Origin of the sequence: Synechococcus sp. MU1611, assembly GCF_020514255.1 — a bacterium.
Classification (GTDB): domain Bacteria; phylum Cyanobacteriota; class Cyanobacteriia; order PCC-6307; family Cyanobiaceae; genus Parasynechococcus.
In genome coordinates, this window is record NZ_VTLC01000006.1 from 106,966 (window position 1) to 120,489 (window position 13,524).

The 13,524-nt window shown below is 60.3% G+C and carries 11 protein-coding genes and 1 tRNA gene; 9 read left to right on the forward strand and 3 right to left on the reverse strand.

What is annotated here, in order from left to right; translation table 11 throughout:
• Positions 1-528 carry a hypothetical protein gene (locus FZZ92_RS11740; RefSeq protein ID WP_226397943.1) on the forward strand — a complete coding sequence of 176 codons (528 nt, stop codon included), beginning with the start codon at positions 1-3 and terminating at the stop codon, positions 526-528.
• 65 nt (positions 529-593) lie between these two features.
• Here FZZ92_RS11740 and FZZ92_RS11745 read toward each other — a convergent pair.
• Positions 594-667, reverse strand: a tRNA-Pro gene (locus tag FZZ92_RS11745).
• A gap of 89 nt (positions 668-756) precedes the next feature.
• Here FZZ92_RS11745 and lipA point away from each other — a divergent pair.
• Positions 757-1,626 carry a lipoyl synthase gene (lipA, locus tag FZZ92_RS11750; RefSeq protein ID WP_226423280.1) on the forward strand — a complete coding sequence of 290 codons (870 nt, stop codon included), beginning with the start codon at positions 757-759 and terminating at the stop codon, positions 1,624-1,626.
• Here the strand turns inward: lipA and FZZ92_RS11755 are convergent.
• Both FZZ92_RS11755 and gltB read right to left on the reverse strand, forming a co-directional pair.
• The gene (locus tag FZZ92_RS11755; protein WP_226397941.1) at positions 1,604-1,912 is read right to left on the reverse strand and encodes a YciI family protein; all 309 of its coding nucleotides are present in this window, start codon (positions 1,910-1,912) and stop codon (positions 1,604-1,606) included. The genes lipA and FZZ92_RS11755 overlap by 23 nt on opposite strands.
• A 14-nt stretch (positions 1,913-1,926) precedes the next feature.
• On the reverse strand, positions 1,927-6,528 hold the full coding sequence (gene gltB / locus FZZ92_RS11760) for a glutamate synthase large subunit (protein WP_226397940.1): 4,602 nt from the start codon (positions 6,526-6,528) through the stop codon (positions 1,927-1,929).
• Between the two features lie 102 nt (positions 6,529-6,630).
• Here gltB and FZZ92_RS11765 point away from each other — a divergent pair, with 102 nt between their 5' ends.
• From FZZ92_RS11765 to rpsJ, 7 genes are all read left to right on the forward strand, one after another.
• Positions 6,631-8,328 carry a phosphodiester glycosidase family protein gene (locus FZZ92_RS11765; protein ID WP_226397939.1) on the forward strand — a complete coding sequence of 566 codons (1,698 nt, stop codon included), beginning with the start codon at positions 6,631-6,633 and terminating at the stop codon, positions 8,326-8,328.
• 34 nt (positions 8,329-8,362) lie between these two features.
• Positions 8,363-8,689 carry an AIR synthase gene (locus FZZ92_RS11770; RefSeq protein WP_115022735.1) on the forward strand — a complete coding sequence of 109 codons (327 nt, stop codon included), beginning with the start codon at positions 8,363-8,365 and terminating at the stop codon, positions 8,687-8,689.
• A gap of 72 nt (positions 8,690-8,761) precedes the next feature.
• Positions 8,762-9,136: a 30S ribosomal protein S12 gene (rpsL, locus tag FZZ92_RS11775; RefSeq protein WP_006850614.1), complete on the forward strand. Its 375-nt coding sequence runs from the start codon at positions 8,762-8,764 to the stop codon at positions 9,134-9,136.
• A 41-nt stretch (positions 9,137-9,177) separates the two neighbouring features.
• Positions 9,178-9,648: a 30S ribosomal protein S7 gene (gene rpsG / locus FZZ92_RS11780; protein ID WP_115022733.1), complete on the forward strand. Its 471-nt coding sequence runs from the start codon at positions 9,178-9,180 to the stop codon at positions 9,646-9,648.
• Between the two features lie 90 nt (positions 9,649-9,738).
• Entirely contained in the window at positions 9,739-11,814 is a 2,076-nt protein-coding gene (fusA, locus tag FZZ92_RS11785) for an elongation factor G (protein ID WP_115022731.1), read from the forward strand.
• A gap of 44 nt (positions 11,815-11,858) precedes the next feature.
• Positions 11,859-13,058, forward strand: coding sequence for an elongation factor Tu (gene tuf / locus FZZ92_RS11790; RefSeq protein WP_226397938.1), 1,200 nt, complete (start codon positions 11,859-11,861; stop codon positions 13,056-13,058).
• A gap of 121 nt (positions 13,059-13,179) precedes the next feature.
• Positions 13,180-13,500, forward strand: coding sequence for a 30S ribosomal protein S10 (gene rpsJ, locus FZZ92_RS11795; protein ID WP_011363346.1), 321 nt, complete (start codon positions 13,180-13,182; stop codon positions 13,498-13,500).
• Positions 13,501-13,524 lie beyond the last annotated feature (24 nt).

Sequence of the window (13,524 nt, forward strand, 5' to 3'; positions counted from 1 at the left end):
ATGCGTCTTCCCGTACTGATTGCAGGGTTGCTTCTTTGTTCAGCTCACCCTGCTTTGGCGGTTGAGCAATCCAGCTCAGCGCTGGTTGCCCAGCTCCCTCCCAAGGATTCTGCCGGCCAGATGGAGTTCTTCAGCAGGGAACTGGACCGGGCCGAACAGCTCTACGACAACCTGATGTTCGAAGAAGCGGATCGGATTGCTGACCTGACGATCGCGAGGATCAATGCCTTCCTCAGCAAAAACCGCGGCATTGAAGGCGTGAATGAAATCGAGGCTGTCTACAGCGCAAGAGTGAATCAGCTCAGGCAACTCAAATCCTTTAAAGCTGTTGCCAGAGAACAAATGGAGCGTGAAGGAGCCGCCAACTACGACCAAAAAAGAGAAACCCGGGAACGAAAACTGCGGGAGCAACGGGAACATCAGTACCGAATGGCCGTGGAGGCACGTCGGATCGCTGAGGCCCGTGCAACCCGTTGGTGGTCACTCTGGGCCGGTCGGTCTTATTCGCCGATCCTGATCTTCAACTAAGCATGCGCCAGGGACCTTGCCTCACCCACCGGACAGGATCCTTTTGGGCAAAGGGAATGCATCAATCGGGATGACAGGATTCGAACCTGCGGCCCCTTCGTCCCGAACGAAGTGCGCTACCAAACTGCGCCACATCCCGGCATGTCAATCTTAGGAGATTGGTGTTTCCGAGAGGCCAGTAGCGCCATCGGCGCAAGGTCTAAGGTCATGGATTGAAGAGACTTCGCCGTGCTTAAGCCGGAGTGGTTGCGCGTTAAGGCTCCGCAGCGCGAACGGATTGGCGCCGTGGCCGACCTGCTGCTGGACTTGAACCTGAACACGGTCTGCCAGGAAGCGAGCTGCCCCAACATCGGGGAATGCTTCGCAGGCGGCACAGCCACGTTTCTGATCATGGGGCCTGGCTGCACCCGCGCATGCCCCTACTGCGACATCGACTTCGACAAAAGCGTGCGCGCGCTGGATCCCACCGAGCCGCAACGACTTGGCGAAGCAGTAGCCCGTCTGGGCCTGAAACATGTGGTGATCACCTCCGTGAACCGTGATGATCTCGCTGATGGCGGCGCCTCCCAGTTCGTGGCCTGCATTGAACAGGTCAAAAAGCGCTCACCGCTCACAACAATCGAGCTGCTGATTCCTGACTTCTGTGGCAACTGGGACGCTTTGGCAAGCGTGATGGGAGCTGCACCCCATGTGCTGAACCACAACATCGAAACGGTGCCGCGGATGTACCGCCTGGCTCGGCCCCAAGGCATCTATGAACGCTCTCTGGAACTGCTGCAACGGGTGCGTGACCAATGGCCCAAGGCTTACAGCAAGTCAGGCCTGATGGTGGGACTAGGAGAAAACGATGAAGAGGTGATCGAGACGCTCCGGGATTTGCGCCAGCACAAGGTCGACATCGTCACCATCGGCCAATACCTTTCTCCCGGTCCGAAACATCTGGCCGTCGACCGCTTTGTGACTCCTGCTCAGTTCGACACCTACAGAAGAGTCGGCGAAGAGGAACTGGGCTTCCTCCAGGTCGTCAGCACACCACTCACCCGCAGCAGCTACCACGCCGGTGAGGTGCAGCGGCTTATGACCAGCCATCCCCGCTGACGGGGATCCATTCGTGCAACTGCCAGTCCACCAGACCGGCTCGAATCATCGGGTCGTTCTGCACCCACGCCCGAGCTTCGGCGTAGGACGAAGCTTCAAACATCAGCAATCCCCCGCCACCAGGCCGCCGGTTGTCATCAACCAGGTAACCGCTCTGAAGACGTCGTCCTGCAGCGGCTTCCTGCACAACCCAGTGGCGGTGAGCCTCCAAGGTGGGCCGCCGCTGCTCGACGGGCAGAGCGGCGGCGACGGCCGTGAAGGTTTCGGTCTTGACGAACCAGGCCACGAGAGACGACGGCGCTAGGCGGCCACAGCCTGCTTAACGGCCAATCCCATGGGTTCCCGCTCGCTTGGTGGGACCAACACCTTGAAGCGATGCTTCGCCTCAGACCAGTTGGCCAAGAGATCGGCAGCCTTTTCGCTGCCCGTTAGATCCACATGCTGTTGCAGCAGGCCCTTCAGCAGCGTCTCCTGCTCATGGGTGGTGATGGTGCAGACCTCAACAATCTCCGGGTTAACCCGAGGCGCGACACGGCCCTCCTCATCCAGCAAGAAGGCCACACCACCGGTCATGCCAGCACCGATATTGCGGCCGGTGCTTCCGAGGACAACCACCACACCACCGGTCATGTACTCACAGCAGTGGTCACCAGCGCCTTCCACCACGGTGCGGGCTCCACTGTTGCGAACGCCGAAGCGCTCGCCAGCCCGGCCATGAGCAAACAGCTCACCACCGGTGGCCCCATAGAGACAGGTGTTGCCGAGGATCACCTGATCCCCTGGAGAGGCAGAACCGTCAGAAGGCACCAGGGTGATGCGACCACTGTTCATGCCCTTGCCGACGTAGTCGTTGGCCTCACCCTCAAGACGAACCTGCATGCCCTGCACCAGGAAAGCCCCAAAGCTCTGGCCCGCGGCACCACGGAACGTCAGATCGAGCTGTCCATTGAATCCGCAGTTGCCATGACGCTGGGCAATTTCACCAGCCAGACGTGCACAGACACTGCGATCGGTATTGATGATCTCGATGCTGCGGCTGACGGCACCGTGGTTCTCCAGCGCTGCCATGAGGTCAACATCGGCGAGCAGCTGATCCTCAAGAATCAGACCATTGCCGTGAGCCTGATCACTGTGACGAAGCCAGGACCGATCCGCAGCGCCACTGATCGGAGCGATCAGGCCAGATAGATCCACACAGTTTGTCTTGGCCAGATCGACGGAACGAGCCTTGAGCAGATCCGTACGGCCAATCAGCTCTTCCAGGCGGGTAACGCCGAGCAGACTCATCAGCTGCCGCACTTCCTCGGCGACATACCAGAAAAAGTTGACGACGTGCTCAGGTACACCGTTGAAGCGCTTGCGCAGGTTCTCCTTCTGCGTGGCAACCCCGACAGGGCAATTGTTGGTGTGGCAGACACGAGCCATGACGCAGCCCTCAGCGATCATGGCGATCGACCCGAACCCGTACTCTTCCGCGCCGAGCAGGGCAGCGATCATGACGTCCCAGCCGGTTTTCAGACCTCCATCAGCACGCAGCAGGACCCGATCGCGCAGACCGTTTTCCACCAGAGAGCGATGCACCTCGGTCAGGCCCAGTTCCCATGGACTGCCGGCGTGCTTAATCGAACTCAGGGGAGATGCTCCCGTGCCCCCGTCGTGACCCGAGATCTGGATCACATCCGCGTTGGCCTTCGCCACGCCCGCAGCGATGGTGCCAATGCCGATCTCGGCCACCAGCTTCACGCTCACAGGAGCAGCAGGATGCACCTGGTGCAGGTCATGAATCAACTGCGCCAGGTCCTCAATGGAATAGATGTCGTGATGCGGCGGCGGCGAAATCAAGGCCACTCCTGGCTTGCTGTTGCGCAGCCAGGCGATGTACTTATCGACCTTCGGCCCAGGCAGTTGGCCCCCTTCACCGGGCTTGGCCCCCTGGGCCACCTTGATCTCCAGTTGTTTGCCACTGCGCAGGTATTCAGCCGTCACACCGAAACGCCCTGAAGCCACCTGCTTGATCGCCGAACAAGCGGTGTCGCCATTGCGAAGCCCGCCGATGCTGGGGAATGCGGCGGACCGTCCTTCCCCATCCACATCCTTGAGGATCTGGAAACGTGCGGGGTCTTCACCACCTTCACCGCTGTTGCTCTTGCCACCGATGCGATTCATCGCCACGGCCAGCACTTCATGGGCTTCCCGGGACAGCGCACCGAGGCTCATCCCCCCCGTACAGAAGCGGGTGCAGATGCTCTCCACACTCTCCACCTGGTCGAGTGGCACCGGGGTGGGCGCCAGCTTGAACTCCAACAGGTCCCGCAGGGCCATCACCGGGCGGTTCTCCAAGAGCGCCTGGTAAGTGGAGAAGTGGTCATAACCAGGGCCCTGGGCCACTGCCTTGTGCAGCGCCTTGGAAAGCTCGGGGTTATTGCGGTGGTATTCAGCACCACTGCGGTACTGAACAAAGCCCATGAACTCAAGCTTGCTGCGGTTGAGCTCGGGGAAGGCCTTGGCATGCATCGAGAGCGTTTCATTCGCCAACTCGGAGAGCGTCATGCCTGCAACACGGCTCGTTGTCCCGGTGAAGGCGGTCTCCACCACATCCGCACCTAGTCCAATCGCTTCAAAGATCTGGGCGCCGTGATAGCTGGCCAGCAATGAGATTCCAATTTTGGAGAGGATCTTCCGGAGACCGTTCTCCAGCGACAAACGCACATTGGCCTGCGCCTGATCGGCATCCAGGGCTGGCAACTTGCCCTGTTCGATCCGCTTCTTGGTCTTGGGATGCTCCAGCCAGTGGCGCGTTGTCTCCCAGGTGAGCCACGGGCAGACGGCACTGGCGCCGTAGCCGATCAGACACGCCATGTGATGGGTGCTCCAGCACTGGGCGGTATCGACCACAAGAGAGCACTGCAGACGCAACTTCTGGCGCAACAGATGGTGGTGAACAGCACCCACGGCCAGCAAGGCCGGCATTGCCACCGTTGTGGGCGTCAGCTGTGCCGCCGCCCCCGTGCTGCTAACCCGATCGGAGAGCACCAGCACCTGTGCACCGTCGCGCACCGCCTGTTCCGCAAGGCTGCAAAGCGCATCAATGGCCTTCTGAAGGCCTCCCGCGCAGGACTCCACTGCCACCTGGGTGGACACGGTCTGGACGGGCAAACCTTGCTGACTGATGGCCGCTAGTTCCGCCTCATTCAGAACAGGAGTCTCGAGGTGGATCACTGAAGCCGCTTCCGGCTGGGGCTTCAGGGCCGGCCGGCGTTCACCCAGATGCATCTCCAGGCTCATCACCAGCTTTTCCCTCAAGGGATCAATCGGTGGGTTCGTGACCTGGGCGAAGCGCTGCTTGAAATAGTCGTAGAGCAGGTGCGGCTTATCGGAAAGCACCGCCAGGGGAATGTCATCCCCCATGCAGTAAGTCGGCTCCTTGCCGAGGGCCGCCATGTCTTCAATGATCAAATCGAAGTCTTCAGCGGTGAAGCCCATGGCGGTCTGCAACCGCAGCAGGTCGAGTTCACCCACCTGTCGGTTTTGAGTCCAAGGCTGGGGTTCCACACCGCGACGATGCTGCTGCAACCAATCGGCATAGGGAAATCGACATGCCGCGTCTTCCTTAACCGACCAGTTGTCGAGCAACTCACCGCGTTCCAGATCAACGGCAACCATCTGGCCGGGGCCAAGACGTCCTTTCTGAACAATCGTCTTGCCGCTGAGGTCGACCACGCCGGTCTCAGACCCCATGATCACGAAGCCGTCTTCGGTGGTGCACCAACGCGCCGGGCGCAACCCATTGCGGTCGAGCGTGGCACCCACCCGCTTGCCGTCAGCAAAGACCAGCAGGGCTGGGCCATCCCATGGCTCCTGAATTCCCGCGTTGAATTCATACATCGCCGTCACATCGGGACGGCTGTCGAGGTCGGGCTGATTGCGGAAGGCTTCCGGAACGAGCGTGATCAGGCTGTCGGTGATCGACCGCCCACTGCGCACCATCAGCTCCAGGGTGGCGTCAAGGTTGGCGGAATCACTGAACGCAGGGTTTACCACTGGGATCAGGTCGTCTGCAGCCTCTCCCCAAACGTTCTCGAGGCTGGCTTCTGACGCCTTGGCCCAGTTGAGATTTCCCAGCAGCGTGTTGATCTCACCGTTATGACCCAAAAGCCGCATCGGCTGCGCCAGAGGCCAACGGGGCAAGGTGTTCGTGCTGAAGCGACGGTGATAGACCGCAAAACTCACCGCAAAACGTGGATCCTGCAGATCGGCGTAGTACTGCGCCAGAACCTCGGACCGGACCATGCCCTTGTAGACAACCGTCCGGCTGCTCAGGGAAGCGACATAAACCTCCTGGGCCACCTCGGCGCCAAGGGCAGCCCGCACACGGGCGCCAATCCGCCGCCGTAAGCGGAGAAGCTGCCCATCAAACCCTGCGTCGTCAGCATCGCCGTTGAGCACCCACTGCTCAATAACGGGAGCGGTGGCGCGGGCCAGGGGGCCAAGCACCGCAGAGTCCACAGGAACAATTCGCCAACCAAGCGGTTGCAAGCCGAGCGCCTTGGCCTCGTCATCACAGAGGCCTCGGACCTCGGCACGACGGGTGGCATCGGTCGGCATGAACATCATCCCGAGGCCCCGCGCTGCACCCGCCTCAGGCCAGACGGCTTTTAGGTACGTCCAGGGGATTTGACACAACACCCCTGCGCCATCGCCGGAGTCTCCATCTCCCCCACAACCGCCTCTGTGCTCCATGCATCCCAAACCACGCAGGGCCTGCTCCAACACCCAATGGCTGGCCTGTCCCTGGAGCTGGGCCAAAAAGCCAACTCCACAAGCATCCTTCTCACCCGCAACAACCTCGGGCGCAGGGCTGTCGCAGTAAGGCCAGACAGCGGAACGGATGGCTTCAGTCATAGGGAACTCAACCGGACGGTCGCATGGGCCTGCAGCTTCGAGCTCTGCAGAAACCATCTCGAGGGACGATCCTAGGCAGGCGCCTCTCCGCCAAGGCATTTCATGCTGGCCTTTGCCCCACTTTCCGCGCCACCGCCCGCGCCACCTCCAGAGCTGCGCTTTGTGCCGAAGCAAAGTGGCGATGAAGTCCTCATCGGCCGAGAGCGCAGCAAAGCGGTTTGGCTTTGGAGGGGCAGCGACACAGCAACAGAGGAACTCTGGCTGCCCTTGGAGCTCTTGGAATCCCGGCTGGGTTTCAGGCGCGTTGCTCGCATCGACGGAGAGGCACTGGAATGGTTCGGTCGAACCGTCCCCCTGGCTTCGTTAGAGACCCGTTCACTCGGGGATGAAGTCGGTCTCGAAGTGAGCGACTGGCTAACCGAGATCGGTGTTACCACCCAAGTGAACGGAAGCAGCCTGACGCTTCGGCTGCCCACCCCAACCGTGAACAACCTGCGCCGCGGCAAGGGTTCAACAGCCGATCGTTTGGTGCTTGATCTGAACGGACCCGCCTTGGTGCAGCAGCTGAACGGTGACCTGTTGCTGGAGCTCAAGGTCTCGCCGTCACAGAAACGTCAGCTCAAAGCGTGGGGGCTCGCTCCTCAGCAGCGTCGTGACGGCGGCCTTGTGCTGCAGGGACAAGCCACAAAGCTACGGAGCTTGAGCCTGTCGTCTCCCTGGCGATTGGTGCTGGACGGTGTGCTGGTCGGCGGCCGCCGCCAACCCCCAAGCGCACGCCTGCCCCTAAGCAATCCAACTGTTGCCGCGTTGCTCAGGCGGGGCTTTGTGCTGGAGAAACGCACGATCAAGGTGGGGGTGAAACCCATCCAGGTGTTTCGTGCTGGCGGTGACCTGAGCGGCCTCGGGATCACCCTGCAGCCCCTGGCCAAGACCGAACAGCAACAGGGCCTGCAGTTTCTTCCGCAGCTCTCCCAACCCGCAGGGGCGCTGGTCGCCGTGAACGGAGGGTTTTTCAACCGGATCAATCAACTCCCCCTTGGAGCCCTGCGGCGCGAGGGGGTCTGGCTATCGGGACCGATTTTGAACCGCGGCGTCATCGCTTGGGGATCGTCAGGAGATCTGCAGTTCGGCCGACTTCGCCTGGACCAAACGTTGCAGGTGAACAACGGTCAGCACTGGGGCATCAAAGCGATCAACAGCGGCTACGTCCAAAAGGGACTGAGCCTTTACACACCGGCCTGGGGCCCCCGCTACCGGGCCTTGAGCGGTGAAGAGGAAGCACTCTTGATTCGCGGTGGCCGCGTCGAGGCAACGTTCGAGCAAACCAACCTGCAGCGCGGGATTTCCATCCCACAGGACGCTGAGTTGGTGGTGGCTCGCGGGCGCACCCCACTACCAGCGCGACCTGGCGATCGGATCCTGGTGAGATCACGGGCTAGCTCATCCCTCGCCCAACAGCCGAATGTGCTGGGCGGCGGTCCACTCCTGATGCAGAACGGGCGGGTGGTTCTGAATGGACGCCAAGAAGGCTTTAGTCCCGGCTTCATGAGCTTGGCCGCACCGCGGACCGTGGTGGCCCAAGGGCAGAGCGGTCAATGGCTAATGACCCTGCGTGGTGCCTCTGGCAGTGATCCCACGCTTGTGGAAACAGCACTGGCAGCCCAACAACTGGGCCTACGTGATGCGTTGAATATGGATGGCGGCAGTTCGACAACCCTCGTCGTGGCAGGTCAAACCGTGATGAACGGTCGTGGCAGCACCCCGAGAGTTCATAACGGACTGGGGCTTATCCCCCTCTGAGACCTGCAACAGTGGGGAACCCAAGAAACTGAGCATGGCTGCCAATTTGCGGCTGACCGCTGCCGCTGCTGCCGAGCTAGGGCGTCAGGCTGCCGTGGCAGGAACACCCGGGCAAATGCATCTCGACGTCACTCCAGGGGAATGCGCACAGCATGTGCTGCGCATTCGAGCAGGACATTTGGCCGGTATTGCCATTGCAAGGGCCGATGGAGTGACGCTGCACGCCCCTGCAGAGCAGCTCAAATTGCTCGAGGGTCTTTGTCTGGACTACCGCGGCGACCTCAGTGGTGGCGGATTTCTGATCCGCAGCAGCGACGGTGTTGAACCCTGTGCCTGTGGCAGTGCCTTCAGCCGCGTCTGAAAGGGGACCGTCACCCAGTATCGTGGTCGATTGTCGAATCAGGTCGGGAGTCCGACCGCTCACCGACCATCGATGCCAACCATCCAACAGCTGATCCGCACTGAGCGCTCACGCCTCAAGGCCAAGACAAAGTCCCCGGCCCTGAAATCGTGTCCGGAACGTCGCGGTGTTTGCACCCGCGTCTACACCTCAACGCCGAAAAAGCCCAATTCGGCTTTGCGCAAGGTGGCTCGTGTGCGCCTTACTTCCGGCTTTGAAGTCACGGCTTATATCGGTGGCGTCGGTCACAACCTGCAGGAGCACTCGGTCGTTTTGATCCGTGGTGGTCGTGTCAAGGACCTCCCTGGCGTCCGCTATCACATCATTCGCGGAACCCTGGATACAGCTGGCGTGAAAGACCGGCGTCAGTCCCGCTCCAAGTACGGCGCCAAGGCTCCCAAGGAGTGATCACCGGTTTCTTCCTCATTCCCACAACGTTCTGATCCCTAATGTCCCGCCGCAACGCCGCTGAAAAGCGCCCGATTCTTCCCGATCCGCAGTTCAACAGCCGCCTCGCCACGATGATGGTGGTGCGCCTGATGCAGCACGGCAAGAAGTCCACAGCGCAACGGATCCTGTCCGACGCGTTCGGGCTGATCAATGAGCGCACCGGCGGAGATCCGCTCGAACTGTTCGAAACTGCCGTCAAGAACGCCACTCCATTGGTGGAAGTGCGCGCTCGCCGGGTTGGTGGCGCCACCTATCAGGTGCCCATGGAAGTGCGCCAGGAGCGCGGAACGGCCATGGCCCTGCGCTGGCTTGTGAGCTTTTCCCGTGCCCGCAATGGTCGGAGCATGGCCCAGAAGTTGGCTGGCGAATTGATGGATGCTGCCAATGAGGCTGGCAGCGCCGTTCGCAAGCGCGAAGAGACCCACAAAATGGCCGAAGCCAACAAAGCCTTCGCCCACTACCGCTACTGAGCCTTTCAGGCCAGCCCGTCAACACAGATGTTCATGGCTGACCTGTAGAGTCTCCCCGCCTTTTCACGCCCCACCCCCGGAGAATTTCCTGTGGCCCGCGACTTCCCCCTGGAACGCGTCAGAAATATTGGTATCGCTGCTCACATCGATGCCGGAAAAACCACCACTACCGAACGGATCCTGTTCTATTCCGGTGTGGTGCACAAAATCGGCGAAGTGCATGACGGCGCTGCAGTCACCGACTGGATGGCCCAGGAGCGGGAACGTGGCATCACGATCACGGCAGCTGCCATTTCGACGTCTTGGCAGGACCATCGGATCAACATCATTGACACGCCTGGCCACGTGGACTTCACCATTGAGGTGGAGCGTTCCATGCGTGTGCTGGATGGTGTGATCGCCGTCTTCTGCGCCGTTGGTGGTGTTCAGCCCCAATCCGAGACCGTTTGGCGTCAGGCGGATCGCTACTCCGTCCCCCGGATGGTGTTCGTCAACAAGATGGACCGCACCGGTGCGGACTTCCTCAAGGTTCACGGCCAGATCAAGGATCGCCTCAAGGCCAATGCTGTCCCGATCCAGCTTCCGATCGGGGCTGAAGGTGAACTGAGCGGCATCATCGATCTCGTTGCCAACAAGGCGTACATCTATAAGAACGATCTCGGCACCGATATCGAAGAGGCCGAGGTGCCGGCTGCTATGGCCGACGAGGTGGCCGAATGGCGAAACACCTTGATGGAAACCGTCGCCGAAACCGACGAGTCTCTGATCGAGAAGTTCCTCGAGAGCGGCGAACTCAGCGTTGATGAGCTCAAGCAAGGCATTCGCGAAGGCGTGCTGAAGCACGGTCTTGTACCCATGCTCTGCGGCTCTGCCTTCAAGAACAAAGGCGTGCAGCTGGTGCTCGACGCCGTGATCGACTACCTGCCAGCTCCTGTCGATGTCCCCCCCATCCAGGGTGTGCTTCCCGACGGCAGCGAAGCCGTGCGTCCTTCCGACGACAGCGCTCCTTTCAGTGCCCTCGCCTTCAAGGTGATGGCCGATCCTTACGGCAAACTCACCTTCGTCCGGATGTACTCCGGCGTGCTGGAGAAAGGCAGTTATGTGCTCAACTCCACCAAGGGAGAGAAGGAGCGCATCTCTCGTCTTGTGGTGCTGAAGGCGGATGACCGCGAAGAAGTCGATGCCCTGCGAGCCGGAGACCTCGGCGCGGTGCTGGGTCTGAAGAACACCACCACAGGTGACACCCTCTGCACCCAGGACGATCCCATCGTTCTTGAGACCCTGTTCATCCCCGAACCGGTGATCTCAGTGGCCGTGGAGCCCAAGACCAAGGGAGACATGGAAAAACTCTCCAAGGCACTTGTGTCTTTGGCAGAGGAAGACCCCACGTTCCGCGTCAATACTGACTCTGAAACCGGTCAGACCGTGATCGCCGGCATGGGCGAGCTCCACCTGGAAATCTTGGTGGACCGCATGCTGCGCGAATTCAAGGTGGAAGCCAACATCGGCGCACCTCAGGTGTCCTATCGCGAAACCATCCGTGGTTCCGCAGGTGGCGAAGGCAAGTTCTCTCGTCAGACCGGTGGTAAGGGTCAATACGGCCACGTCGTGATCGAAATGGAACCGGGTGAGCCCGGCTCCGGCTTCGAATTCGTCAACAAGATCGTGGGCGGTGTCGTTCCGAAGGAATACATCAAGCCCGCCGAGCAGGGCATGAAAGAGACCTGCGAATCCGGTGTGATCGCCGGATATCCGCTGATCGATGTGAAATGCACGATGGTGCATGGCTCATATCACGACGTCGACTCTTCGGAGATGGCGTTCAAGATCGCCGGATCCATGGCCTTCAAGGACGGCGTCAAGAAGTGCAATCCTGTGCTGCTTGAACCGATGATGAAGGTCGAGGTCGAAGTCCCCGAGGATTTCCTCGGTTCGATCATCGGCGACCTGTCCTCCCGTCGAGGTCAGGTTGAAGGCCAGTCCGTCGATGACGGCACGTCCAAAATCTCGGCCAAGGTGCCCCTTGCCGAGATGTTCGGTTACGCCACCGAGCTCCGCTCCATGACCCAGGGCCGGGGCATTTTCTCGATGGAATTCGACAATTACGCCGAAGTTCCTCGCAATGTGGCCGAGGCCATCATCTCCAAGAATCAGGGCAATTCCTGATCTCTAAACTCCTCCAAACCCAACCCTCGATTCTTTAAACACCCATGGCACGCGAGAAGTTCGAAAGGAACAAGCCCCACGTCAACATCGGCACCATCGGCCACGTTGACCACGGCAAGACCACCCTCACCGCCGCGATCACCAACGTGCTCGCCAAGAAGGGTCAGGCTGAAGTTCAGAACTATGCCGACATCGACGGCGCCCCCGAAGAGCGTGAGCGCGGCATCACCATCAACACCGCTCACGTTGAGTACGAAACAGAGTCACGTCACTACGCTCACGTGGACTGCCCTGGCCACGCGGACTATGTGAAGAACATGATCACCGGTGCCGCTCAGATGGACGGCGCCATCCTGGTGTGTGCTGCTACCGACGGCCCCATGGCCCAGACCAAGGAGCACATCCTTTTGGCCAAGCAGGTGGGCGTTCCCGCTCTGGTTGTTGCACTGAACAAGTGCGACATGGTCGATGACGAAGAGATCATCGAACTGGTGGAAATGGAGATCCGTGAACTGCTCTCCAGCTACGACTTCCCCGGCGATGACATCCCTGTCGTTCAGGTGTCTGGCCTGAAGGCCATCGAAGGCGAGGCTGCCTGGGAAGCCAAGATCGAGGAACTGATGGCGGCTGTTGACGCCAGCATTCCTGAGCCTGAGCGGGAAGTGGACAAGCCCTTCCTGATGGCTGTGGAAGACGTCTTCTCCATCACCGGTCGTGGCACCGTGGCCACCGGCCGTATTGAGCGCGGCATCGTCAAAGTCGGCGAAGAAATCGAAATCGTCGGTATTCGCGAGCCTCGGAAGACAACCGTCACCGGTGTGGAAATGTTCCGCAAGCTGCTCGACGAGGGCATGGCTGGCGACAACGTTGGTCTGCTGCTGCGTGGCATCCAGAAGGAAGACATCGAACGCGGCATGGTGCTGGTGAAGCCTGGCTCCATCACCCCTCACACCAAATTCGAAGGTCAGGTGTATGTGCTGAAGAAAGAAGAAGGCGGCCGCCACACTCCTTTCTTCGCTGGCTACCGCCCGCAGTTCTACATCCGTACAACTGACGTGACCGGCCAGATCACCGCCTTCACCGCTGAAGACGGCAGCAATGTCGAAATGGTGATGCCTGGTGACAACATCCAGATGACCGGTGAGCTGATCTGTCCTGTTGCGATGGAAACCGGCATGCGTTTCGCTATCCGCGAAGGCGGCCGCACCATCGGTGCTGGCGTGGTCTCCAAGATCATCGAGTGATCAGCGCGAGCTGAACCACAAAGCAGGAGATGGAGGGGCTCCGCCCCCCATCTCCTACATTTCTAAGAACCTCGACAACTGAAGTCCTGCTTCGTCTTCGGAGCTCTTTCGCCTCTCTCCTATGTCCACTGCCATCGCTCAGCAGAAGATCCGCATCCGCCTTAAGGCGTTTGACCGCCGCATGCTGGATCTGTCTTGCGAGAAAATCATTGAAACGGCCGATAACACCGCTGCAACTGCCATCGGTCCGATCCCCCTGCCCACGAAACGCAAGATCTACTGCGTTCTGCGCTCCCCCCACGTGGACAAGGACTCCCGCGAGCACTTCGAGACCCGCACGCACCGTCGGATTATCGACATCTACAGCCCTTCAGCCAAAACCATCGATGCGCTGATGAAGCTTGATCTCCCCAGTGGTGTGGACATCGAAGTGAAGCTCTGATCCAGTCGATCAGGACTTCACTTT